Origin of the sequence: Asaia krungthepensis NRIC 0535 (genome assembly GCF_025995175.1) — a bacterium.
Taxonomy (GTDB): domain Bacteria; phylum Pseudomonadota; class Alphaproteobacteria; order Acetobacterales; family Acetobacteraceae; genus Asaia; species Asaia krungthepensis.
Genome location: NZ_BAPV01000057.1, coordinates 13,011 through 37,623, shown reverse-complemented (window position 1 = coordinate 37,623; position 24,613 = coordinate 13,011). Strand labels below are relative to the sequence as shown.

The 24,613-nt window shown below is 61.0% G+C and carries 22 protein-coding genes; 6 read left to right on the top strand and 16 right to left on the bottom strand.

From position 1 onward, the window contains the following. Nucleotides 1-4: 4 nt before the first annotated feature. The 5 genes from AA0535_RS12495 to AA0535_RS12475 form a co-directional block, all read right to left on the bottom strand. Entirely contained in the window at nt 5-925 is a 921-nt protein-coding gene (locus tag AA0535_RS12495) for a hemolysin family protein (RefSeq protein WP_264816752.1), read from the bottom strand. Next, nucleotides 922-1,362, bottom strand: a complete 441-nt coding sequence (gene ybeY, locus AA0535_RS12490) for an rRNA maturation RNase YbeY (protein ID WP_264816749.1) — start codon at nt 1,360-1,362, stop codon at nt 922-924. The genes AA0535_RS12495 and ybeY overlap by 4 nt, the downstream gene beginning before the upstream one ends. 70 nt (nt 1,363-1,432) lie before the next feature. Further along, the gene (locus AA0535_RS12485) at nt 1,433-2,497 is read right to left on the bottom strand and encodes a PhoH family protein (protein ID WP_264817022.1); all 1,065 of its coding nucleotides are present in this window, start codon (nt 2,495-2,497) and stop codon (nt 1,433-1,435) included. 113 nt (nt 2,498-2,610) lie between these two features. Beyond that, nucleotides 2,611-4,092: a tRNA (N6-isopentenyl adenosine(37)-C2)-methylthiotransferase MiaB gene (gene miaB, locus AA0535_RS12480; protein WP_373319337.1), complete on the bottom strand. Its 1,482-nt coding sequence runs from the start codon at nt 4,090-4,092 to the stop codon at nt 2,611-2,613. Nucleotides 4,093-4,262: 170 nt separating this feature from the next. Next, complete coding sequence (locus tag AA0535_RS12475) at nt 4,263-5,225, bottom strand: lysophospholipid acyltransferase family protein (RefSeq protein ID WP_264816747.1); 963 nt, start codon at nt 5,223-5,225, stop codon at nt 4,263-4,265. A gap of 492 nt (nt 5,226-5,717) precedes the next feature. On the opposite strand from AA0535_RS12475, the gene AA0535_RS12470 reads away from it, so the two are divergent. Both AA0535_RS12470 and AA0535_RS12465 read left to right on the top strand, forming a co-directional pair. Continuing rightward, nucleotides 5,718-7,634, top strand: coding sequence for an autotransporter assembly complex protein TamA (locus AA0535_RS12470; RefSeq protein ID WP_264817017.1), 1,917 nt, complete (start codon nt 5,718-5,720; stop codon nt 7,632-7,634). Then, entirely contained in the window at nt 7,634-11,875 is a 4,242-nt protein-coding gene (locus AA0535_RS12465; RefSeq protein ID WP_264816745.1) for a translocation/assembly module TamB domain-containing protein, read from the top strand. The genes AA0535_RS12470 and AA0535_RS12465 overlap by 1 nt, the downstream gene beginning before the upstream one ends. A 73-nt stretch (nt 11,876-11,948) precedes the next feature. On the opposite strand, the gene AA0535_RS12460 is transcribed toward AA0535_RS12465, so the two are convergent. From AA0535_RS12460 to AA0535_RS12435, 6 genes are all read right to left on the bottom strand, one after another. Further along, nucleotides 11,949-12,581 carry a nucleoside/nucleotide kinase family protein gene (locus tag AA0535_RS12460; RefSeq protein ID WP_264816743.1) on the bottom strand — a complete coding sequence of 211 codons (633 nt, stop codon included), beginning with the start codon at nt 12,579-12,581 and terminating at the stop codon, nt 11,949-11,951. Further along, nucleotides 12,578-14,056, bottom strand: coding sequence for a tetratricopeptide repeat-containing glycosyltransferase family protein (locus AA0535_RS12455; RefSeq protein WP_264816741.1), 1,479 nt, complete (start codon nt 14,054-14,056; stop codon nt 12,578-12,580). Before AA0535_RS12455 ends, AA0535_RS12460 begins: the two co-directional genes overlap by 4 nt. Before the next feature lie 3 nt (nt 14,057-14,059). After that, nucleotides 14,060-14,422 (bottom strand): response regulator, encoded by a 363-nt coding sequence (locus AA0535_RS12450; RefSeq protein WP_264816739.1) that lies wholly within the window; start codon nt 14,420-14,422, stop codon nt 14,060-14,062. A 20-nt stretch (nt 14,423-14,442) separates the two neighbouring features. Next, complete coding sequence (locus AA0535_RS12445; RefSeq protein ID WP_264816737.1) at nt 14,443-15,243, bottom strand: glucose 1-dehydrogenase; 801 nt, start codon at nt 15,241-15,243, stop codon at nt 14,443-14,445. Nucleotides 15,244-15,345: 102 nt separating this feature from the next. Then, nucleotides 15,346-15,936, bottom strand: coding sequence for a CarD family transcriptional regulator (locus tag AA0535_RS12440; protein WP_264816735.1), 591 nt, complete (start codon nt 15,934-15,936; stop codon nt 15,346-15,348). 90 nt (nt 15,937-16,026) lie between these two features. Continuing rightward, nucleotides 16,027-16,902 (bottom strand): bestrophin family protein, encoded by an 876-nt coding sequence (locus AA0535_RS12435; protein WP_264816732.1) that lies wholly within the window; start codon nt 16,900-16,902, stop codon nt 16,027-16,029. 133 nt (nt 16,903-17,035) lie between these two features. On the opposite strand from AA0535_RS12435, the gene AA0535_RS12430 reads away from it, so the two are divergent. The 3 genes from AA0535_RS12430 to AA0535_RS12420 are packed head-to-tail and all read left to right on the top strand — an operon-like array spanning nt 17,036 to nt 19,742. Then, nucleotides 17,036-18,157, top strand: coding sequence for an S-(hydroxymethyl)glutathione dehydrogenase/class III alcohol dehydrogenase (locus AA0535_RS12430; protein ID WP_264816730.1), 1,122 nt, complete (start codon nt 17,036-17,038; stop codon nt 18,155-18,157). Further along, nucleotides 18,154-19,008 carry an S-formylglutathione hydrolase gene (fghA, locus tag AA0535_RS12425; RefSeq protein ID WP_264816728.1) on the top strand — a complete coding sequence of 285 codons (855 nt, stop codon included), beginning with the start codon at nt 18,154-18,156 and terminating at the stop codon, nt 19,006-19,008. The genes AA0535_RS12430 and fghA overlap by 4 nt, the downstream gene beginning before the upstream one ends. Then, on the top strand, nt 19,005-19,742 hold the full coding sequence (locus AA0535_RS12420) for a ribonuclease T2 family protein (RefSeq protein WP_264816726.1): 738 nt from the start codon (nt 19,005-19,007) through the stop codon (nt 19,740-19,742). Before fghA ends, AA0535_RS12420 begins: the two co-directional genes overlap by 4 nt. Nucleotides 19,743-19,906: 164 nt before the next feature. Here the strand turns inward: AA0535_RS12420 and AA0535_RS12415 are convergent, their stop codons facing one another. Together AA0535_RS12415 and trpS are read right to left on the bottom strand one after the other, a co-directional pair. Beyond that, nucleotides 19,907-20,323: a secondary thiamine-phosphate synthase enzyme YjbQ gene (locus AA0535_RS12415; RefSeq protein WP_264816724.1), complete on the bottom strand. Its 417-nt coding sequence runs from the start codon at nt 20,321-20,323 to the stop codon at nt 19,907-19,909. Nucleotides 20,324-20,373: 50 nt separating this feature from the next. Beyond that, the gene (trpS, locus tag AA0535_RS12410; RefSeq protein WP_264816722.1) at nt 20,374-21,369 is read right to left on the bottom strand and encodes a tryptophan--tRNA ligase; all 996 of its coding nucleotides are present in this window, start codon (nt 21,367-21,369) and stop codon (nt 20,374-20,376) included. A gap of 148 nt (nt 21,370-21,517) precedes the next feature. Here trpS and AA0535_RS12405 point away from each other — a divergent pair, with 148 nt between their 5' ends. After that, on the top strand, nt 21,518-22,048 hold the full coding sequence (locus AA0535_RS12405; RefSeq protein ID WP_264816720.1) for a thymidine kinase: 531 nt from the start codon (nt 21,518-21,520) through the stop codon (nt 22,046-22,048). 327 nt (nt 22,049-22,375) lie between these two features. Here the strand turns inward: AA0535_RS12405 and AA0535_RS12400 are convergent, their stop codons facing one another. The 3 genes from AA0535_RS12400 to AA0535_RS12390 are packed head-to-tail and all read right to left on the bottom strand — an operon-like array spanning nt 22,376 to nt 24,580. Next, nucleotides 22,376-22,789: a c-type cytochrome gene (locus AA0535_RS12400; RefSeq protein ID WP_373319335.1), complete on the bottom strand. Its 414-nt coding sequence runs from the start codon at nt 22,787-22,789 to the stop codon at nt 22,376-22,378. A 47-nt stretch (nt 22,790-22,836) separates the two neighbouring features. After that, entirely contained in the window at nt 22,837-23,325 is a 489-nt protein-coding gene (locus AA0535_RS12395; protein ID WP_264816719.1) for an FKBP-type peptidyl-prolyl cis-trans isomerase, read from the bottom strand. 25 nt (nt 23,326-23,350) lie between these two features. After that, nucleotides 23,351-24,580, bottom strand: coding sequence for an argininosuccinate synthase (locus tag AA0535_RS12390; protein ID WP_264816717.1), 1,230 nt, complete (start codon nt 24,578-24,580; stop codon nt 23,351-23,353). Between the last annotated feature and the right edge of the window lie 33 nt (nt 24,581-24,613).

Sequence of the window (24,613 nt, the reverse complement as noted above, 5' to 3'; positions counted from 1 at the left end):
GTTGCTAGTGCTTGTCATCCCCGCGATGAGGCGCGTCGGCATCGCTCCGTACCCAATCCGCTGGCACGCGCATTCTAAGGGCGCGTATGTGCCGTGCATCGGCGTCGGTCACGCGAAAGACAAGACCGCTCTCATGGGTGAAAACTTCGCCGCGGATAGGAACATGCCCGGCCAAGCGAAATACGAGACCGCCGACGGTTTCGATTTCTGCCTCACGTTCGGCCTCTGTCAGCAGCGGCCCCATGAAGTTTTCGAGCTCGTCGACCGGCAGGCGGGCATCGAGATCGAAGGAGCCATCGGCGCGCTCGGAGATCATGGCCGAAACAGGCTCGTCATGCTCGTCCGAGATGTCGCCAACGATCGTTTCAACGAGATCCTCAATGGTCACAAGACCATCCACCCCGCCATATTCATCGATGACCAGAGCCAGATGGGTGCGTCTCTGGCGCATCTGCAACAGCAGATCGAGCACGGGAATCTGCGGGGCAACCAGCAAGGGCTGACGCAGCAGCGGCTCAATATCGAAGGCCTCCGATGTGCCTATATAGGCAATCAGATCCTTGACGTGGATCATACCGATGACGTTGTCGAGATGCTCGCGATAGACCGGCACACGCGAGTGATTCTCGCGGCGCATGAAGGCCAGCGCCTCATCGAGCGTGATATCGGCTGACATTGAGACGATATCGGCGCGCGGTACCATCACATCATCCGCGGTCTTTTCGCGCAGATGCAGCACGTTGGTGATCAGCGCGCGTTCCTGCCGGTCGAGTTCGGGGCGCGTACCGGTTTCCGGATGGGGGGCCGCGGCCTCTTCCACCAGGGCCGCGATCGAGAGGCGCAGCCCCTGTTCACGCCCCTTGCGGTTGAAGATGCCGAATAGCCCCTTGGCGGGGCGCTGGCGGTGCTCGTCGCTCTCGCTCATGCGCCGCGCCCCCCGCCCAGACGCCAGGGATTAGGAATACCCAGACGCGCAAGGATGCGGGATTCGGTCATCTCCATCAGACGGGCTTCGTCCGGGCGATGATGGTCGTGACCCGCCAGATGCAGCAGACCATGAACGACCAGATGTGCAAAATGGTGCGGGAATTTCTTGCCGCTGATCTGCGCCTCACGGCGGACAGTTTCGTAGGCGAGCGCGATATCGCCGTCGCCGAATGTCCCGTTCTCTTCGAAAGTGAGGACATTAGTCGGCTTGTTCTTGTCACGGAATGTCGCGTTGAGCGCCTTGATGGCGTGATCTCCCGCGAGAAGAAAGGCGGGGATGCGATCGCGATCCAGCCAGGGCCAGCTTGCCTCAAGGCAGCGCGCAACGAGCGCTTCCAGATTGGGCACGCTGGCGCGCCAGCGGCGATCGGCCACGATCAGATCGAGACGTGAGCGAAGCGCCGCCCTCGTAATAGAGGACGGTTCTTCGGCGGATTGGGGTAAACTACTTCGAGGTTCCATTGTATTCCCGGCGCGACCTGCCTCGGGAATAATCCCGTGCCGCAGCCACTCGTTGATCATAAGCGTCTACGATACGCGCCACGAGCGGGTGGCGTACGACATCGGCGGACTCAAAACGCGTAATACCAATTCCCGGCAGGCCTTCAAGGGTTTCTACCGCTTCACGCAGTCCGGATGCGACGCCCGAGGGCAGATCGATCTGGCTGAGATCGCCGGTGATGACCATGCGTGCCCCCTGTCCCATACGGGTCAGGAACATTTTCATCTGGGCCGGGGTGGTGTTCTGGGCTTCGTCGAGGATGACGAAGGCGTGGGCGAGGGTGCGCCCGCGCATGAAGGCAAGCGGCGCCACTTCGATCTCGCCATTGGCCATGCGTCGTGCGACCTGATCGCCCGGCAGCATGTCATTGAGCGCATCGTAGAGAGGACGCAGATAGGGATCGATCTTCTCGCGCAGATCGCCCGGCAGGAAGCCGAGACGCTCCCCAGCCTCGACGGCGGGACGCGAGAGAATGATCCGATCCACCTGACCCGCCTGAAGCATGGCGACACCCTGCGCCACGGCAAGATAGGTTTTGCCAGTGCCTGCAGGTCCGATGCCGAAAGTCAGCTCGGTCTTGGCCAGCATCTGCATATAGGCCGCCTGACCGCGCGAACGTGGCGCAATGGCGCCCCGCTTGGTCTTGATGGCGGGCAGATCGAGGAAAGGCGTCGAACCATCGGTATCGTTGCGGGGGGCTTCGACAGCGCGTGCCTGGGTTTCACGCTGCGCGTTGCGCGGTTCCGTTCCACGGCCGGGGCGGGGCAGGGCCGAAAGACGGATCACGCTGTCCACAACCGGACCATCAATCTTGCCGCCATGTTCGAGCTGATTGTACAGCGCGGTGATGGCGGCCTGAGCGCGCGCGACCGACGCCGCCTCACCCGTGATGGCAATCTTGTTGCCGCGGCAGGTCAGGCGGACATCGAAACCCTGTTCGAGCCGAAGAAGATGGCGATCATGATCGCCCAGCAATTGCTGCAGGAGAATATTATCTCCAAATCTCAGCGCCGAGGTGCGTTGGCCCTGTGCGTCAGGAGGGGTTTCAGGCGGGAGGTGCCGCCTGGAGTTACGGTCATTTGTCCCGTATTCGGGATGCGACTGGGGTGCCGTGGGGTGGCTCAAGCGCAGACTCTCTCCCGTAAGAGTGTACCGGCCAGCGAATTGGTCAGTCGCTGGGTTATCACAACCGGCACTGTCTGGCCGATGAGCTCATCCGAGCCTTCGACATGAACCGGTTGCAGATAGGGTGAACGCCCGGTGATCTGGCCGGGTTTGCGCCCGCGTCCCGTGAAAAGAACGGGCAGGGTACGACCGACCATATCGGCGTTGAACGCGTCCTGCTGTTCGCGCAGCAGCGCTTGCAGGCGCTGAAGACGGACATCCTTGATGGCCTCGTCAACCTGGAAAGGCTGACCCGCTGCAGGTGTGCCGGGACGGGGCGAATACTTGAACGAGAATGCCTGCGCGAAGCCGATATCGCGCACAAGCTGCATCGTCGCCTCGAAGTCCTCCTCCGTTTCGCCGGGATGACCTACGATGAAATCCGAGGACAGCGCCAGATCGGGGCAGGCCTCGCGCAGCCTTGCGATCAGGGCGCGGTACTCGTCGCTCGTATGGCCCCGGTTCATGGCCTTGAGGATACGGTCCGAACCCGACTGGACCGGCAGATGCAGGAAAGGCATCAACGCCGGGTTATCGCGATGGGCGTCGATCAACGCCTGATCCATGTCCCGCGGGTGCGAGGTCATGTAGCGAATGCGTTCGAGTCCCGGCAGAGCCGCAAGAGCGGCCGCCAGTCGCGGCAGATCGGCTGTACCGCCTTCGCCGTCATCGCCATGATAGGCGTTCACGTTCTGGCCCAGAAGCGTGATTTCCCGCACACCGCTCTCCACCATGCGACGCGCCTCGTTCAGCACGGAGGGGAGGGAGCGGCTGGTTTCGGCCCCACGCGTGTAGGGTACGACGCAGAAAGAGCAGAACTTGTCACAGCCTTCCTGAATAGTGAGAAACGCTGTGAGATTGCCCTCCACCTGAGGCGCCGAGGCCTCTGGCAGGAAATCGAACTTCATCTCGACAGGGAAGTCCGTGTCGATCACAGCCCCGCCGGCGCGGGCGGCTCGGGCCACCATTTCGGGCAGGCGATGGTAGGTTTGCGGCCCGAGAACGATATCCACATAGGGTGCACGGGCGAGGATCTCCTCGCCTTCCGCCTGGGCCACACATCCCGCAACAGCAATGATCGAACGCTTGAGCCCGGCAGATACGCGCTCCTCGCTGATCTTGCGCAGGCGACCGAGCTCGGAGAAAACCTTCTCGGCAGCACGCTCGCGAATGTGGCAGGTGTTGAGGATGACCATCTCAGCCTGCTCGGGCGAGGTCACAGGCTGGTAGCCCAGAGGCGCCAGCACATCCGTCATACGCGCGCTGTCATAGACATTCATCTGACAGCCCCAGGTGATGACATGCAGGCCGCGCGAATTGGCCGGGCTGCTTTTCTGGGGAATTGTCTTGCTGTCGGTGATCGTCTCGACCGTCACGTGTCCTTGCCTTGAGCTCTCGGCTCTGTCTTCTGGGCGGGAAAAACCCCGCGGGCGGCCCATTCAGGAGAAAAGGCTGTCAACGGGTCTCGGCGCGCATTCTGGAATGTCCTGCCGTTCTTGTAGCGGATACCGGCAGTAAATGCATGGCTAATATTCGGGCCATCGGGCGCGCCAGGCGTCATCGCGGCCGCATTCTATTCGGGGTGCCGGGCCCCGGAATGGGGAGCAGGTCAGTGAACCACTGGCTCGGGGTGGTCGGGGTTATGGTGCAGTTGGGCAACACCAAGGGCGACAATCTCCTGCACGGCTGTCGAGAGTTCCTTGCGGCTCGGATAATCAGCAGGATCGACCGGTTCATGCAGGATGACGGTAGCGCCCAGAGAACGCCACTGCGTGACCGACCAGATATGGGGGGCAAGCTCCATGTCGCCATACCATGCAAGTGCGGTGCGTCTGGCGCGACCGATAGGGAGTCCATCGAGGCGGTCATAGACGATGGAAACGGGCTGGATGAGGACCGAGGGAGGGGTGGGCAGCGTGGTATCGACCCGGCTCGGTTTGGCAATCGCGAAGAAAGACGACATGAACGGCAGGACATGCGTGCCGTCAGTCGAGGTCCCTTCAGGGAACAGAATGAGGTTGTCGCCATTATTGAGGCGATCGGTCATCGCCTGAAGTTCGCGACCCGTATTGTTGCGCTGGCGACTCACGAAGATCGTGCGGCCGAGCCGTGCCAGTGTGCCGATTACGGGCCAGTCTGCAATCTGCTGCTTCGCCACGAACACGGTGGGCAGGATGCCTCCGGCCACGGCGATATCGAGCCATGAAGAGTGATTGGCCACGAAAATCACGGGACGTTCGCCGTTCCTGACGGCCATGCTGTCCCGTATCGTTCCGGCTGGCTCTCCGATGACACGCACATTCATGCCGAGAATCCGGCATATCGTCGCCCAGTAGAACCGCGCGAAAACGATTTTGGCGGCACCATGGCGTTTGAGGAGAACGCGCTGCGGAACACTGGCGAGCAGTGTCCAGAGACAGGAGAGCCCCATGCGCCGGATGGCCCTGAGCCTGCATAGAATACCATTCCCGGCGGCTGGCTCAGTCGAGAGAGCAGGCTCGAGCGGGGCGGTCCAGGAGTCGGGGCCGGAAGCGTCACTTGCAGGACGGCGGCGCGTGATCGCGTCTGTCATTGACGGATACCTAACGCGAAACGCCTAAACCGGACAACAGCGATCCAGCGACGATTTGATTAAGATTGAACGAAACCCATCCCCTTGCGTCTGAAACACAGCGTCCGACGGACGCAAAGCCATGGTTTCAAACCTTTTCTTGCGTGACCGACCATGACATGATCGGGCCATTCTTTCGTGTCATCGACCGCGCACATTGTTCCAGCAGCAGGAGTTCTATTGCTGTCGCCTCAACATGCTTCTTCTGATCGGAACCTGGTCGATCCGGTCCTCCGCCTGACCGGTTCGGCTTGTCCGACACGTTTCGGCCTGCTCGTCACACTTGCGGTTTTCGGCGCATTCGTTCCTGGTCGCTGCGCGACGGCAGCCACCGGAACGAAAGTATCGTCCCCCACGGGGGGCGCTGCAAAGGCCGGCGCGGGAGACAAGGCCCAGGCCGATACAGCCTATCATGTCGATATCACCCCTTCATCGGATCCGGAACTCGATCCGATGGTGGCCGCAGCCTCCACGCTTGTCACGTTGCAGAAGACGCGCAATGTCGATCCATATGCCCTGGCTGGGCGCATCCGGGGCGATTACGACCGTGTCCAGACAGCTCTCGAAAGCCGTGGGTTCTATGCCGGGCATGCGGTGATAACAGTCCATCTTCCTGATGGGAGAACCATCGATGGCCGCAACCCCGCCTTGCCCGACCGCCTCGCGGCCTTTCATGGCAGCCGCAAATTACGGATCGTCATCGAGGCCGTTACCGGTCCGGAATTCCATCTCGGCAAGATCACGCTTGTCAGGGGAGCACTGAACGACGGTCAGCCTCACGACGAATCAGCCACCGGAGACGGGGGGGGCAAAGCACCGTCAGGGCAGAAAGGGCCGGGAGAGCCATCTGGCAAGACCGGACAGACCGCGTCGGCAGCGAATAGCAGCAAGGAGGCCATGCCAGTCAGCCTGACGCCTTCCCAGCTTAAGGCATTCGCTCTGCAATCCGGACAGAGGGCTGTGGCGAGCGACGTTCTCGTCGCGCAGTCTTCTCTGCTCCATGCCTTGCTCGAGGAGGGACATGCTGAGGCCAGCGTTGGAACTCCGGTCGCCTATCTGAGGCCTGCAACCCACACGCTCGATCTCGAATTCGCGGTGGGCGTCGGTCCGGTTGTGGATATCGGGCCGATCGCTTTCTCCGGCCAGAAGCGCACGAGCGAGAAATTTCTGCGACGGCGCCTGCTCATTCATGATGGTCAGCTCTATCAACCGAGCAAGATCGAGGAGGCGCGTCAGGATCTGGCGAGTGTAGGCATTTTCTCGTCCGTGGGGGTGCATGATTCCCCTCCTCTGGTTGCGCTTGCCAAGGGCGCAGGTACCCAGGGTGTCAGCCAGGCCATGCCGCTGCGCTTCTCGCTGGAGGAGTCGAAACGCCACACCGTATCGGCTCAGCTGGGGTATTCAACTGATCTGGGCGGGCGTCTGGGCGCCAGCTGGACGCATCATAACCTGTTCGGTGCAGCCGAGCGTCTTCGGCTTACGGCTCTGGTCACAGGGCTCGGCGGGAGCGCGCAGCAGGGTCTTGGCTACGATGTCTATGCTGATTTCCTCAAGCCGGATTTCATGCGCCGGAACCAGAATCTGAGCCTGCGCGTCGAGGGTATCCGGCAATTGCTCTATTCCTACCATCAGACCGCGCTCCTGGTCCGCGGGGGGCTGATCCGCAAACTGAGCAAGTTCTGGAATGTCTCGGGAAGCGTGCTGGCCGAGCAGGAAAACATCAAGCAGTTCGGGGTTTCGACCGACTATCTGATCGTGCAGTTACCTCTGGGCGCGACCTATGACAGCACCGAACTCTCTAATCCGATCGATCCGGCAACCCATGGCGTGCGCGTCAATCTCAACGTCACACCGTCCGAATCGCTGGAAAACGGCAGTGCCTTCTTCACGATCATGAGTGCTGGCGCATCGACCTATTTCGACCTCCATCATCTGGGTATCAGCGCAGCCGGGCGGTCTGTCATCGCGGTACGTGGCATCGTGGGGTCGGTGCAGGGGGCGTCGACCTATCAGATCCCGCCCGATCAGAGGCTCTATGCGGGTGGACCTGCCACTGTGCGCGGCTTTCGTTATCAGGGGGTGGGACCGCAAAACGGCAAGTACGGCATAGGCGGGACGTCGCTCGATGCCGGGTCTGTTGAATTCCGCCAGCGCATACTCAAGAGCTTCGGAGCCGCGGCGTTTGTCGATGCGGGGCAGGTCGGGGTGGGAAGCCGCCCGTTCCAGGGGACCCTGCGCGTGGGCTATGGCGCCGGGATTCGCTACTACACGCCCATAGGACCCGTGCGTCTCGACGTCGCCCTGCCTGCAAATAGGCCGCCCCATGGCGATAAGTGGGAACTCTATATTGGCCTCGGGGAGACTTTCTGATGCCGCAACGTCCCGGGCCCGATAAACTCGAATCAAAAGCCAGACAGGCCGGTCGCCCATTATCCGTCGATACGGGCCCCGCGCCAGCGCGCAGGCGCCGCTGGAAACGCATCGCGCTCTGGACCACCGCATTGCTGCTCGGTGTTCCGGTCACGCTCGTGATCCTGGCCGTCATGGGTCTTATGGTTTTCGCCAATATTCCCTATGGGCAGCGCGTGATCGAGAGGCAGACCGCCAGCCTGACCGGGAATATGGTCCAGATCCAGGGGATGGGCGGGTTTTTCCCGAGCCATTTGCGTCTGAGACGGGTCACGATCAACGATCACCTCGGACCTTACCTCACCGTGGACCAGGCGCGTCTCGACTGGTCGCCTTTGGCCCTGTTGCATATGACTGTGCGCGCCTCGCTGCTTCAGGCGGAGGGCCTGCGTTTCGAGCGGTTGCCGGTGGCAGACCCATCCGCTCCCCCCACAAAGCCGGGTCCCGATACGCCGTCGAGCCTCCACATCGCGATTGCCTTGCAGGATCTCGATGTAAGGCGCATCGATCTTGGCAAGAGCCTTGCTGGCTTTCCCATGAGCCTCTCGGCCCAGGGGCATCTGCGGCTGGGCGATCTGGCTCCCGTGCTCGATGGCCTCAAGCTTGACAAACTGCCGGTGGCCGATCTCGGTCTCACACTTCGACGACTGGACAGACCGGCGACGATCGCTCTCGCCCTCGCCACTCCGAGAAACGTCCTGAACCTTCACCTGAACATGCAGGATGAGGCCAATGGCCTTGTGACCCAGCTCGCGGGGATGAACACGCTCGACCCGCTCGCCCTCACGCTCGACCTGTCAGGGCCGGTCGTCTCCAACACGCTCGGTCTGTCGCTCAAGGCGGGACAGATCGAGGCTTCGGCCCATGGGGGGATCGATCTCACCCGCCACGCCGGCACTCTGTCTGTCAGAGCCTCTACCCCCGCAATGACGCCTGTACCCGGCGTCTACTGGTCGGGCCTGACCCTGAATGCCGACTTGCAGGGCGACCTGCTGGCGCCCTCGGGGCAGGGCGCGCTGAATATCGACTCGCTGGCCGCAGCCAATGCCGGTGTCACGCATCTCGCTGCCTCATTCGGAGGCGATAAAGGGCTTGGCGCGCGAGCCGACAAAATCACCGTGCATCTGCGCGCCGATGGCGTTCGGGCGCCCGGCGTGCCTGCGGGGCTGATCGCCCAGTCCCCTGTAGAGGCAGAACTCGTTGCCATGCCTAATGAGGAGGGGCAGCCTCTGACCCTCAGCATCCGTCATAAACTGCTTCAGCTCACCTCGTCGGCCCGCCTCAAACCGGAGATCAGGGGCGTTGCAGATCTTGTATTGCCCGATCTCGGCGCCCTGGCTTCCATTGGCAAGGTCGATCTGGCCGGACATAGCGTGACCCATGCCGATTTCGCGTACCTTCCACAGGGTGAGTCCAGCCTCAGGCTGACGGACCGCCTTGCGATCACGGGTGGGATGAAACAGCTCGTTTCCCTGCTCGGTGACGACGCGAACCTGTCTCTGGACGTGGCTGCGTCACCCCAGCGCCAGGGCGTTCGTACGATCACGATCAGGGATATGACCCTCGATGGGCGGGCACTTCATCTTCACGATGAGGGCAGGGCGGTTCTGGGAGGCGAAGGCTCCCTGCTCAATGACCTGCTTGTGACGCTGCCCGATCTCAAGGCGGCGGCACCGCAACTGCATGGTCATGTCGCTCTGGCTGCTCACACCGAAGGGAGGATGAGCGATCTCGGGGCGCACGTGCAGTTGAAAGGGGAGATTGGCGCAAGTGCGGTACCCCCGGGCCCGTTGACACTCGACCTTTCTGTCGCACATCTGCCTGACGCTCCGGAAGGCACGCTGCACGCCGATGGAAAGCTCGATGGTCGCAAACTGGCCCTTGAGGCAGGTTTCTCGCGTCAGCATGACGGCGCTGCCGAAGTGCTTCTCGACAGGCTCGACTGGGCCAGCCTGAGCGGAAAGGGGCATCTCACCCTGCCCCCGGGGGCCAAACTCCCTCTGGGTGCCCTCGCAATCACGGCCGGGAACCTCAACGACTTCAGTGCCCTGGCAGGGCATGCATTGGGCGGTCGTCTCGCTCTGGACGTGCATACGAGCGATCCCGAACCTGACAAGCCGCCGATCATGACCGTATCGCTGAAGGGGACAGTTCAGGCTCCTCCAGCCCGAATCGGCGCGCTCGATTTGGGAGGCACCATCCGTGATCCGGTCGACAAGCCGGATATGGATCTGCGCCTCGGGCTTAACGGCGTTGCCTTCCAGGACATGAAGGGCAACGCCACCCTGACGGCGCGCGGTCCGCTCGAGGCGCTCGCCCTGACCCTCAAGGGGACGTTCGACAATGTCGCTTCGGCCCCGGCATCCATCGATACAGCGCTGCTGCTCGATCTGCCGGAAAGGACCGTACGACTCGATCGTCTCGCAGCCTCGGTGAAGGGCGAGACTGTCCGTCTTGGCGGGACGAGCACGATCAGTTTCGGCGAGAAGCTGGGCGTTGACAGGATGCAACTGAGCGTGGCGCCGCCAGGTGTCGCTCCTGCAAGTCTGGATCTGGCAGGGACGATCAAGCCGCGTCTCGATGTGCATCTCAGGGTGACCCATGTGACGCCCGCTCTGGCCAGGCCGTTCATGCCGACGCTCGATGCGGCAGGATCGATCGCGGCTCAGGCGGATCTGTCCGGAGATCTCGCTCATCCTGCGGGCACGGCGGGGCTGAGTGTCAGCGGGTTGAGGATGCGCTCCGGCCAGGGCGAGTCCCTGCCTCCGCTTTCCATGCAGGCCAATGCCGTTCTGGGAGGGCAGCGGGCGCAGATCACGGCGCAGGCCGATGCAGGACGTCAGATCAGCCTTCGGGCCACAGGTTCCGTACCGACTGGCGGGAGCGGTGCGCTCGACATGAAGCTCAATGGTGCCGTCGATCTTGCAGTCGCCAATGCGGTGCTGGGGGCGCAGGGCATGGCGCTGAGTGGCAGAACGGCCATCGATCTGGCGCTTTCAGGCAATATGTCCGCCCCGAGTGCTGCGGGGCGGGTCACGCTGGAGCACATCAATTTTGCCCATTATGGTCAGGGTGTGCGCCTGACCGACATTAACGGGTCGATCCTGGCGGCCAATGACAGCCTCACCCTCCAGAACGTTCTGGCGCATGCCGGTAAAGGAACGATTGCTCTGGGAGGGACGATTGGCGTCCTGCGTCCGGGTCTGCCACTCGACATCAGCGTCATGGCGCGCAAGGCTCAGCCCGTGACGAGCGATCTGCTCACCGCCGTCATCGATACTGACCTGCGCGCCCACGGCCAGTTATCGGCGCGTCTGGATGTGGACGGCAAGATTGTCCTGCCATCGGTCATCGTGAATATTCCGAACTCCATGCCCGCCTCAGTGCCGCAACTGACGGTCATCCGCCCGGGAGAGCAGCGTGAAGCGCAGGCAAGATCCATGGTGATCGGGCTGGATGTCTCGGTCATCTCCCCGGGCAGTTTTTTCGTTCGTGGCCATGGGCTGGATGCGGAGATGTCCGGCAAGCTGCATGTTGGCGGGGTCAGTACGGCCCCCGATATTTCAGGTGGCTTCGATCTCAAGCGCGGCTTTTTCAATCTTGCCGGTGTCAACCTTAACTTTACCAAGGGGCGCGTTGCGTTCGACGGTTCAGGCGTCGACCACAAGCTGGACCCGTCTCTCGATTTCCGTGCCGATCGCAATGTGCAGGGAACCACAGCGAGTCTTGTTGTCGGCGGATATGCGAGTGCGCCGAAGATCGACTTCTCCTCTCAGCCATCGCTCCCGCGTGATCAGGTGCTGGCTATGCTGCTCTTCGGCAGTACCACAGCTTCCCTTTCGCCAACCCAATTGGCGAGCCTCGCCGCAGCCGTGGCCCAGATCAGCGGTGGTTCGAGTTTCGACCCACTCGACAAGGTGCGCGGCTTCCTGGGACTCGACCGGCTCGCAGTCGGCGGTGGGAGCGGCGTAAATAATGGTGGGGCCAGCCTTGAGGCAGGCAAATATGTCATGAAGGGCGTGTATGTAGGCGCCAAACAGGCCACCAGTGGATCGGGCACGCAGGCGCAGGTCCAGGTGGATCTGACGAAACGGCTCAAGCTCAACACCACTGTCGGGACAGGCGGGCAGATCACGGGTTTCACGACGCCGGAGAATGACCCGGGATCGAGCGTGGGACTAAGCTACGGCTTCGATTACTGAAACACCCCTTGCCGCGCAGCGCGCACCGCGCGGTAAGAGGCTGGCGCTGTCAGGACGCTGAAGGCCCCGCTGCTCAGACCGGCGTGTCGTCCACGGGGGTGTAGATCCAGTCGGCCTTGTCACGGGTCTGGAGAATCACCCTCGCATTGGGGGTGTCAGTGACGGCAATCCAGTGGCGCGCTTCATCCAGGCTGCGGCCGTAGCGTACATGACGGGCCTCCAGCCATGCATTGCGCAGAGCCTCATCCGTGGCGACGAACCAACTCTCGTCAAGCAGGCCCCGCACGGGAGCCCACGGCCCCTCGCATAGCAGGTAGTTACCCTCCACGATAACCAGTCGACGCTCCGGCAGGACTGGAATAGCCCCTGCGATAGGCTCCTCGATCTCGCGTGCAAAGAGCGGCGCATAGACGATATTGTCTTGCTGTGCCCTGATGCGCTGCATCAGCGCGACAAATCCAGCCGCATCGAAAGTGTCGGGAGCTCCTTTGCGGCCCGCGCGATCAAGCCGCTGCAATTCGCAATTGGCCAAGTGGAATCCATCCATCGGCACGACCTGAGCGACTCCCGGGTAATCAGCGGCAAGCCTGGCTGCCAGTGTGGATTTGCCGCCCCCCGGTGCGCCGACGAGACCGAGGATGATCCGTCCGGGTTTCAGAAGCAGGGTATCGAGCCTGTTGCGCGCGTCCTGATAGGTGTGGGTCATATGTGTTTATGCCTTGCAGCGTCTGCCAGTCTGTCCCGCACTTCTGAGACGACGCCGCGCCAGTCCCAGGCTGTGGTCTGGCGCAGGATCTGTAGGGAGGGATACCATGGGCTGTCCTCCCTGCCGGTCATCCAGCGCCAGCATGGATTGACCCGGTCCATCAGCAATACCCGCTTGCCCATGGCGCCTGCCAAATGGACCATCGAGGTATCGACCGATACGACGATATCGAGATTATCGATCAGTGCCGCTGTATCGTCCATGGTGTCCATCTCCGGCATCAGGTCGATTATCGGCAGTGGAGACGTGGCGATCTGGGACGCGGCCTCGCCTTTCTGGAGGCTGTAGAACGTCACCCCGGTGAGTTCTGCGAGAGGCGTAAGACAGTCGAGCGGCATGGAGCGACGCTGGTCGAGCATGTAGGCCTCGGTCTGGTCGCGACGCGGCGCGCCAGCCCAGACCAGCCCGACACGCAGATTGTGGTCCTGCGCAACTCTGCTGGCGATAACGGCCGACTTGACGGGGTCAGCGGCGATATAGGGAGGGAGGACGCCAAACGGGGTTGCGGTTGCGGCAAAGGCGCGCGGCAGGCTGATGAACGGACAATGGTAGTCATAAGGGGGGATGTCGCCACCGACCTGCACGGTGTCGACCCCGTTCACACGGGCGCAGAGATCGGCCATGACATCTGCGCCCCACAGGCGAATGATCGCACCCCTCTCGGCAAGAAGGGGGATGAAGCGAAGGTACATGAAGCTGTCGCCGTACCCTTCCTCCTGGGTGATCAGGACGTGTTTGCCCCGAAGATCAAGGTCGGCAGTGATATTGGGCAGCAGACGCGCCATGGGCAGTGTGGTGTGGCCCGGTAGCTGGAAACGCCATTCATGCTCGGTCCAGCCCTGCTGGAAATATCCTGCTTTGAGCAGAGCGATTGAATAGTTCAGCCGCATCTGAGGGTGGTCGGGTTTGGCGTGAATGGCCTGCCGATAAAGGTTGAGCGACTCGTGCAGGTGGCCTGTGGCGGAGTGAAGATAGGCGATATTCGAGAGCGCGCTCGGGTCGGAAGGATCATGCGCGCGGATCTTCTCGAGCACGACCAGGGCTTCATCGAAATGCCCGCCCTGGGTCAATGCGCAGGCAAATGTGCTGAGGGCAGGCATGTGGTTGGGGCGTCTGGCAAGAGCGAGGCGCAACTGTTCGATGGCCTCGTCGATATCACCAAGTTGCATGCGCAGCGCGCCACTCAGCTCCAGGAGCCGGCAATCTTCCGGTTGGGCCGCAAGCGCCATATCCGTTATGAGGAGAAGATCTTTTCTCCTGTCGTGAGCCTCCGCATGAGGAAGAAGACTTTGCAGGGGATGAAACGCCGCATTTCCGGTGTCGCATTGGCGGGCGAGATCAAGGCATGCCTGCGACGCGTTCTGGTGGAAAGCGGTCAGCAGGGCTTTCAATGGGGGAGGGGCGTCGGAGCTCATATCTCAGCCCGCCGGGACAAGCTCCTGCACCACGCTCAATATCGCATCAAGCTGGTAAGGCTTGGTCATGACCCGATCCAGAGAGGACTGATTGCCGATCGTGATGCCATGGCCCGTTGTGTAGATGATCGGCAATTCAGGCCTGCATTCCTTGCTTTCCTGACCGAGTTCCGCGCCATTTCCATCAGGTAGGGAAATATCCATGATGACAACATCGAGAGGCTCGTCGCTGTGGATCAGACGACGAGCCGTTTCGCAGTTATCAGCCTCGAGGACACGGACATCGCTGTCTTCCAGAAACTCGATGAGGCATGTCCTGATGAGAAAGTCATCCTCGACAACGAGGATGGTAGGCTGGAGAGACATGGGTGCTGATCTCGAACGCTTCAGGATGACCAGTTCTGCTCGAAGTCGGCATAGAGCGTCAGTCCGCCATCCACAAACAGGGTCTGACCCGTGATATAACTCGATTCCTTCGATGCAAGGAAGGCTGTCGCATCGGAGATTTCGCGGCACTCCCCGGGACGCTTCATGGGGATGTGCTTGGCAGTAGCCTCATATTTCACGGGATCCTTCACCCATGCGTCGTTGATCGGGGTAACGATCGCGCCGGGAGCCACAGCGTTCACGCGGATGTTATAGCGCGCATATTCGAGCGCGAGAGTGCGGACAATATTACCGACAGCACCCTTGCTGGCCGAATAGCCAAGATAATGAGGTTTGGGGATCTGCTGATGAACCGAGCTGTTCACGATGATATTGCCGGGCAGATCATTCGCGCGCCAGTATTTGAGGGCGGCACGCGCACAGAGGACAACGCCGGTCACGTTGACCGCCATCACCATATTGAAATCCTTGAGCGCAATATCCTCGGAGGGACATTCGATCTGCATCCCGGCATTGCAGATCAACACATCAAGGCCTTCGAAGCCCTCGAGTGTTTCCTTCATGACCCGATCGACGTCTTCCTCGACCGACATGTCGCCCGCGACGATGAGATGGCTGCCGCTGGCAGGCTTGGGAAGCTTGTCCAGAAGGGGGCGGAGCTTTTCGGCCTTGCGCCCATTGATTGCGACCTGCGCGCCTTCACTCGCGAAATGCATGGCGATGTCTTCGCCTATGCCCTGTGAGGCTCCTGTCACCAGGATTTTCTTATGGGCGAAACGCTGGCTTTTCTGTTCCGTCACGCGGCGTGCTCCTTCTCATCCGAAGAAAAGCCAGCTCCGAGAGAGCTGGCAGATCAGGTCGGGAGGAGAAACGCCCGTGATCGCGAAAGGATGCCTGAATGATCAGGCAGCCTTCATTGTCTCCGTCAGGGCCTGAAGGACAGCCGTCGGATCCTTGTTTTCGAGCACCGCGACTTCGCTCACAAAGCGCTCCTGCGCCGCTTCGAAGAGCTTGCGCTCGCTGAAGCTGCCATCGAGGCTGTCGACATTGCGACGCAGGTCACGAAGCACCTCGGCGATCTGGATCAGATCGCCCGAGTTGATCTTTTCCTGATAGGCGACGGCGCGACGGGCCCACATACCCTTGCTGACATGCGGCTTGCCCTTGATGATCGACATCGCCTTCTCGACGATATCGCGTGTCACGATCTTGCGCAGACCGGATTTGCGCGCCTTCGAAAGCGGGATACGCAGGGTCATCTGGTTGCCGGGGAAGGAGATCTGGATGATTTCCAGCTTCGTTCCGGCGATTTCATCGATACCGATGCGATCGACGCGGCCTACACCATGTGCGGCATAGACAATGGAATCCCCTTCCTGGAAGGGATCATCGTCTCCGGCATGAGTATCGGCTTGAGTTGCGGTCAGCGCGGCGGCGCTACGCGCCATCGCGTCTGTCATGCCTCCCTTGGGAGGGGTTTTGAACGTGCTCATGCAACGAGCTTATATCAGAAATTCCGCAGTATGTCTCGTGTCGCGATGAGACCCGGCGCAATACTGATGCCGGGTCGCGTCACGGGCTGTTCAGGGTTGAACACCCCGGCTCGTTGCGATCGGCTTACCCACTTCGTCGCCAATGGGCTGCAGCAGATCGATCTCGATATTGCGCGACATGGTGAGCATGGGCAGAGCGTGCTTGCTGGGGACGAACGGTTCCTGCAGGTCACGTCCGCTTTTGTCCAGCGCCTGGAACAGGAAGCCCACGAGACTGGACCCAAGAGGGGTGATCCAGCCAAGCGACTGTACTGCTGAAAGTGGCAGGACAATGCAGAACACATGCACGACCAGAAGCGGCAGAACCGAATATTGGATGGGCAGAGGCGTGTTCTTGATGCGCTCCAGGCCACCCTGTGCATTGGCAAGATCGGACAGGATACGATCGACCGTGCCGTGCACCGCGCCGTCGATATTTTTAAGAGCGACTTCTTCTGCGACGCCGAGACCGATTTCGTAAAGCAGGGCGTTGGGCTTGTTGGCGCGGCTCATGACACGCGCATACATCTCGGGTGTGAGCAGACGCTTGGCTTCAGGCCCCTGTTCGAGATTCGAAAGGGCTGTGCGCAGCAGATAGGGATAGGCCGCCATGGCGCGCGCCAGATCCGGACGGCCGCCCAGCAGGGTCGCGGCCTCTCGGGCGAAGGATCGGCAGTTATTGGTGATCAGACCCCAGAGCGAACGCCCTTCCCACCAGCGTGCATAGGCGGCATTGTTTCTGACTCCCAGAAACAGGGCGAGCGCCGAGCCCATCAGTGAAATGGGCAGGGCGGGCTGCTCCATCCATTCCTGATGATAGACCTGGTAAAGGATAACGACGACGAAATCCCAAAGAGCAAGTATCCCGAGAGGGACGGCCGTTTCACGAAGCAGGATCCAAAGGCCGTAGTTCTTGTCAACGATCAAGGTATCTTGGTCCCTAGATTGTTCATTGCGAGAGTCCGGGCATCATAGCCAAGAGTTTCGCGATAAAACTCGTTAAAACGCAGATGGTTATGTGACGTATCGTGAATAACCCAAATTCTGGAGAAGACTGATTATGGATGTCATCGCTGCACTGGCGCTCGAAGCCGGTCGTCCGCTGGAAATCGATACGGTGCAACTGGAGGGTCCGCGCGCAGGCGAGGTTCTGGTCGAGATCAAGGCGACAGGCCTGTGTCACACGGACAAGTTCACGCTTTCCGGTGATGATCCCGAGGGGCTTTTCCCCGCGATTCTCGGCCATGAAGGGGCAGGTATCGTGCGCGAGGTTGGGGCGGGGGTCACTTCCCTCAAGCCGGGCGATCACGTGATCCCGCTCTACACGCCCGAATGTCGCTCCTGCCCGTCCTGTCTGTCGCGCAAGACCAATCTCTGCACCTCAATCCGGTCGACCCAGGGCAAGGGCCTGATGCCCGATGGCACCACACGGTTCTCCTATCGGGGCAGGCCGGTGCATCACTACATGGGCTGCTCGACCTTTGCCAATTTCACGGTACTGCCCGAGATCGCCCTGGCCAAGGTCCGTGAAGACGCCCCTCTGGACAAGATCTGTTATATCGGCTGCGGGGTGACCACCGGGATCGGTGCCGTGCTGTTCACGGCAAAGGTCGAGGCAGACTCCACCGTGGTCGTGTTCGGCTTGGGCGGGATCGGGCTGAACGTGATCCAGGGTGCCAGGATGGTTGGTGCGCGTCAGATCGTGGGTGTGGACCTCAACCCGGAGCGCGGAAAGATCGCTCGTGAATTTGGCATGACCCATTTCGTCAATCCTGCCGATCTGGGACCGAATGGCGACCTGGTGGGGCATCTGGTCGAACTGACTGGAGGCGGCGCGGATTACACGTTCGAATGCGTTGGGAACGTCAAGCTGATGCGTCAGGCGCTCGAATGCGCGCATCGTGGCTGGGGCGTGTCCTGTGTGATCGGTGTTGCCGGGTCGGGGCAGGAGATTTCGACGCGTCCGTTCCAGCTGGTGACCGGCCGACGCTGGATAGGTTCCGCCTTTGGCGGCGCACGCGGGCGCACTGACGTGCCGAAGATCGTGGATATGTATATGGAAGGGCGGATCAACATCGATTCCCTGATCACACAGCATCTCAAGCTGTCGGAGATCAATCATGGCTTCGATCTCATGAGCCAGGGCAAGTCGATCCGCTCGGTTGTGGAATTCGATGCATGACGCTGACGACAATCTCGAGCCAGGCATGTCATGGCGGGGCGGTCAGCGTTTTCTCCCATCCTTCAAGCACGCTGGGGCTGGAGGCACGTTTTTCCGTATTCCAGCCCGCGGCCGCCCTGAGGGGGGAGAGTACGCCGGTTCTGTTCCTGCTCGCGGGACTGACCTGCACGCATGAAACCTTCCTGCAGAAATCGACGATCATCGCTCACGCTGCCGCGGAGAACCTGATGCTTGTCGCCCCCGATACCTCGCCGAGAGACGCGGGCGTTCCGGGCGAGGATGAGAGCTATGACCTGGGGAGTGCGGCCGGTTTCTATCTGGACGCCACAAACTCGCCCTGGTCGGATCATTACCGTATGGGCAGCTATATCGCTTCCGAACTGCCTGACCTGATCCGCACCGCCCTTGGACAGACAGAATCCCGCTTCGGAATCATGGGGCATTCGATGGGTGGCCATGGGGCACTGATCCACGGATTGCGCGCACCTGATCTGTGGCACTCGGTCAGTGCGCTTGCGCCGATCGTTCACCCGTCTGTTGTGCCCTGGGGGAAAAAGGCATTCGCTGCGTATCTGGGGGAAGATGCTGGACGCTGGGCCGAGTGGGATGCCGTCTCGCTCCTCGACTCCGGAAAGAGACACCCCCGGGAGATCCTGATCGATCAGGGGATGGCTGACCAGTTTCTGGCGGAGCAACTCCGCCCGGATCTGCTCGAGACCATGGCCGCACGCAAGGGCCAGCCTTTGAAATTGCGCTACCATGAGGGTTACGACCATTCTTACTGGTTCATCCAGACGGTGATCGCGGATCATGTGGCCCATCACGCCCGACTTCTCGGAGCCCCCTCATGACCCGCTGGATTGTCGTTCTCACCCTGCTCCTTGTCGCGGGGTGTACCGCTCGTAACCCCCATCCTGCCGCCTTGACGCCCACGGCCCATGGGGATTTCGCGCATAATACCCTCGCGCTGACCTGGCAGCCCGGCTTCTGCTCGACGGGGAGTGGCTGCACACCGGATCAGCCTCGCCGGGCTCTCATAGGGCTGCACGGTCTGTGGGCCTCCGAGCCACACACGCTCGAGGCACAGGGCGTCCCTGTGGAGCGTTGGTGGCGCGAAGGATGTAGTCTGCTGGGACCGGATTCAGGGCCACCTGTACTGGATAACGCCCTGAGCCAGACTCTTGCCGAGATCGTACCTCATACGGCGCCGTCGCTCGTCGTGCATGAGTGGGTCAAACATGGTGCCTGCTTTGGCTACGACCCTCGGATATTCTTCGCCAAGGCGAGTGCTCTTCAGGCCCGATTTGTCCGTTCACCCATGATGGCGTTTCTCGGTCAGCGCGCCGGTATGGTCGTGACGCATGAGGAAGTTCTCGCCTTCTTCCGCCAATCCACCGGTTCCGACCTGCCCCGTGCACTGCAACTGCGTTGCGAGACGGATCATGACAAGCGCGTGGTGCTGACCCAGCTCTGGTTCACTCTGAATCCTGACAAGATGGGCGACTTCCCGTCATCACCATCCTATCTTTCATCCCCGCACATGCAGGATAACTGTCCGGCCCAATTCTGGCTCAGGCGCTGGTGAAAGGGGCCGAGTTGTTCCGGATGAAGGGCGGGTACCGATACGGCTCGTCCGATGTCCCGAGGCGGCGACACCGCTTCGGGACAGGGCTGGTCAGCGGCTGCATGTCAGACGCTCGGCAAGACTCGCGCGGTTGCAGCAGTTTCTGAGCTGCCCGCTTGCAAGGCTCACGTGCCCATCAGATGCAGAACGAGTTCCCGGCTGTGGGAGGCGCGTCTGTGCTCGAACAGATAGATCCCTTGCCAGGTGCCAAGAACCGGCCTGCCGGACATCACGGGAATGGTCAGCTGCACATTGGTCAGCACGGTGCGGATATGGGCAGGCATGTCATCCGAGCCCTCATAATCATGCTGATAGATGCGTGATTCAGGGACGAGATCCTCGAAATAACTGTTGATGTCCTGCTGTACCGTGGGGTCGGCATTTTCCTGCACGATGAGCGAGGCCGAGGTATGACGGCACCAGAGCGTCAGCAGTCCCTCCTCGATCCCGCTACCGGCAACCCAATCCAGGATAGGAGCCGTGATCATCGTCAGGCCCTTGCCACGCGTGCGGACAGAAAGACGGTGAAAGACCTGTCGCATGATGTCTCCTGTAAGTTGAGCGCCTGGGGTGAGGGACTTCGCCTTGGGAACTAGCGCAAATACCCGACCAGACGTTCCGCCTCGGTGACGATGGGCTCGGCTATGGCATTGGCGCGGGCGGCACCCTGGCGCAAAATCTGCTCCAGATGGGTACGATCTTCCAGCAGGCGGCGCGTTTCATCTGCGACCGGGGCAAGCTTCTCGACGAGCAGTTCCGCGAGGGCTGATTTGAACGGTCCGAAGCCCTGCCCACCGAAGCGACCAAGTACATCGTCAGCGCTCTGATCAGCCATGGCGGCGTAAATGGTAACGAGATTGCGCGCCTCTGCCCGTCCTTCGAGCCCGGCGCTCTCCGAGGGAAGCGCCTCGGTATCGGACTTCGCCTTGCGGATCTTGAGTGCGATATCATCGGCCGTGTCGGTCAGTTCGATGCGCGACTGGGCAGAGGGATCCGATTTGGACATCTTCTTTGTGCCGTCGCGCAGGCTCATGACGCGCGCGGCCGAGGGAGGAATGAGGGCTTCGATGGCCGGGAAGAAGGCCACGCCATAATCGTGGTTGAATTTCGCGGCGATATCATTGGCGATCTCGAGATGCTGCTTCTGATCTTCTCCCACCGGCACACGTGTTGCATGGAAGGTGTGGATATCGGCGGCCATCAGGGCGGGATAGACGAACAGGCCAGCAGAATGCTGTTCCCGGTCCTTGCCTGCTTTTTCCTTGAACTGGGTCATGCGGTTGAGCCAACCCAGCCGCACCACGCAGTTGAAGATCCAGCCGAGGCGCGCATGCGCGCTCACGGCCGACTGGTTGTAGAGAACATGTTTTTCAGGGTTGATGCCCGAGGCGATCAGGCAGGCGGCCTGTGCCAGATTATCGCGGCGCAACTGCTCGGGCTCGCGGAAAACGGTCAGGGCGTGCATGTCGACCAGGCAGAACACACAATCATGGTCGTCCTGCAAACGCACCCAGTTGCGGATTGCGCCAAGATAATTGCCAAGCTGGGGGACACCGGTCGGCTGAATGCCGGAAAAAACACGTTGCATGGCCGTTCTTGTCGAATGCGCTCCCTCAGCGGTCAAGGGGAAAGATTGCCCTGATAATGCAAATCCCTGTAAGGGCACCCCTTCAGGTTCTGGGCCGGGTTCTGCTCCCGGGAGGATCAGGGCGAGGGGTAACAGGGGGACAAGGCGGGTGCGGGGTATTCTGACTGTTTTTGCAGGGCCGATGTTCGCCGGGAAATCGGCGCATCTGCTGAGCGACTACCCCGATGATGCGGCGACACTCTGTCTGGCACCTGCCTTCGACACGCGCTCCGGGGCACAGATCAAGAGCCGCGTCGGGCTCTCTCGTGCCGCGCGCTCCGTGTCATCCTGGCCGGAGGATTTTGCCGCCTACCGCCATATCCTGCTCGATGAGGGACATTTTATGATCGCCCCGCATTATAAGGGCGACGTTGCGCGCGATATTGAACGTGCTCTCGATAAGGGGGTCAATGTGACTGTGGCCGGGCTCGATACCGATTACAGGCGCGAAGCCTTTGTGGTCATGGACCGCCTGCGCGCGTTGGCGGATCATTATGTGCCACTGACCGCACGTTGCCATCGCTGCGGTGCGCCCGCCGCCTGGACCGCGAAGAAACGCCCGACAGGGCACCTGCTCGAGACGGGCGATGAGGATCTGTATGAGGCCCGGTGCGATACCCATTGGCAGAGCCCCGATTAAAAACGACCGTCGCCCTATACTTGGTAGGCGACCCAATGAGTTGAGGGCAGGTGGAACAGGGCTCTGTTGCGCAGAGATCACCCCGCTTTGGCCTGCGAACGAGACACCGCCGCGCGTCTATACGAGCCCTAGATATATATTTTTGACCGAACATCCTGAGGACACGCCTTGTCGGAAACGTGAGCGCATGTTGCGAGGGGGATTATGGTTGCCTTTTCTGCCTCGTATGCTCGCTCCCGTTCAGGGAGAGACGTGCTCAGGCGAGGCGTGGACGTGGAGACAGCGCGCGAAATAAAGTGCGAAGGGCGGAAGAGGTGCCCTGCCTGATCAGGGAATTTGCCCCTCGGCCGCCAGTTTTTCGCGCAGATCATAGACACGATTCGAGCCGATCTCGGTCTCACGCGCTTTGGCAAAAATCTCGGGCCCGATATGAGGGGCAGGTTTTGTCGCTCCGCGCTCTATCAGCCAGTTCAGAATGAGTGAGAGCTGTTCGTCATTCAGTCGACGAAAGCTTGGCATGGAGAAATTATAGCGACCGCCATTTGCCTTGATCGGGCCGTCAAGCCCGTTGAGCATGACACGGGCGAGATAGTCGCGCCCCTCTGGCGTCCTGGCAATCAGGTCCAGGCGACCCACCAAAGGTGGAACCTCGCCGGGTAATCCGCTGCCACCGTGATGGCAGATACCGCAATTGGGGCCATAAAGCTTTTGCCCGGCACTCTTCTTGCCGCACCCGCTCAATGCGAGGCTGGCGAGAAGAGCGAGGACGAGAGAGGGGCGAGACAGGATTACTGCTCCTGACCGCCCAGACCGAGAAGCTGGATCTTGAACACGAGCGGGCTGTTGGGCGGAATGATGCCCATGGAACGTTTGCCGTAACCCAGCTCGGGCGGGACATACAGCATCCAGGTATCTCCCACATGCATCATGGGCAGGGCTTCCATCCAGCCCTTGACGAGGCCGTCCAGCGTCATCTGCATATAGGCGCCATTACCATGCTGCTCGGAACTGTCGAAGATACCGCCATCTGGCAGGCGGCCTTCATAGATGAGCATCATCTGTCGACCCTTGGAGGGCTGCTCGCCATCCTTGGGGCCCGACTTGAGCACCTTGTAAGCCAGACCATCCGGCAAGGTCTTCACGCCGGGCTCGGCGCGGACCTTGGCCATGAACTGCTCCGGGGTCAGTTCCGGCTCTTCTTTCGGGCCGCCGCAGGCGGCCAGAGCAAGGAAAGACGCCCCGGCGACGAGGGTCTTGAGAGAGCGGGATAGACGCATGATGGACCTCTTGACGCTTGTGCGATCAGGGCTTGCCGCCGGTGCGGCCAATCTGGCCACCCAGACGCAGGCGCAGCGCGTTGAGCTTGATGAAGCCCTGAGCGTCGATCTGGTTATAGGCGCCCTCATCGTCCTCAAAGGTGACGACGCGGGTATCGTAAAGGCTGTTCGGGCTTTCACGACCGACGCAGATCACATTGCCCTTGTAGAGCTTCAGGCGAACACGTCCCGTGACCGATTTCTGGCTAGTGTCGATCAGAGCCTGCAGCATGTGACGCTCGGGCGAGAACCAGAAGCCGTTATAGATGATCTCGGCATAGCGCGGCATCAAGCTGTCCTTGAGGTGCATGGCCTCGCGGTCGAGCGTGATGGATTCGATGCTGCGATGGGCGGTGAGCAGGATCGTGCCGCCCGGCGTCTCGTAGATGCCGCGGGACTTCATGCCGACAAAGCGGTTCTCGACGAGATCGAGACGGCCGATACCATTGTCATGGCCGAGCTTGTTCAGACGTGTCAGCAATTCTGCGGGCGACAGAGTCGCACCGTTCAGCGCAACCGGATCGCCCTCGAAGAAATCAATCGCGATTTCGGTGGCGACATCCGGGGCGTTCTCCGGGGAGATAGTGCGCTGGAAGACGATCTCATCGGGAGCCACTGCGGGATCTTCGAGGATCTTGCCTTCGGACGACGAGTGCAGAAGATTGGCATCGACGGAGAATGGTGCCTCGCCGCGCTTGTCTTTGGTCACAGGGATCTGGTTTTCCTCGGCGAAGGCCAGCAGCTTGGTGCGCGAGGTCAGGTTCCATTCGCGCCAGGGCGCGATGACCTTGATATCGGGCTGAAGCGCATAATAGCCAAGCTCAAAACGAACCTGATCATTGCCCTTGCCGGTCGCGCCGTGGGCCACGGCATCGGCACCGACCATCTTGGCAATTTCGATCTGACGCTGGGCGATAAGCGGGCGCGCAATCGACGTGCCCAGCAGATACTGGCCTTCATACAGTGCGTTGGCGCGGAACATCGGGAACACGAAATCCTTCACGAAGGTTTCGCGCAGATCCTCGACGAAAATATCCTTCACGCCGAACATTTCCGCCTTGCGACGGGCCGGTTCCAGCTCTTCGCCCTGGCCGAGATCGGCAGTAAAGGTCACGACCTCGCAGCCATATTCCTTCTGCAGCCAGCGCAGAATGACGGAAGTATCCAGCCCGCCCGAGTAGGCGAGAACAACTTTTTTAACGTCCCGGGCGGTCATGAGGCCAGGCTTCCCTCTGATAGAATGACGAAT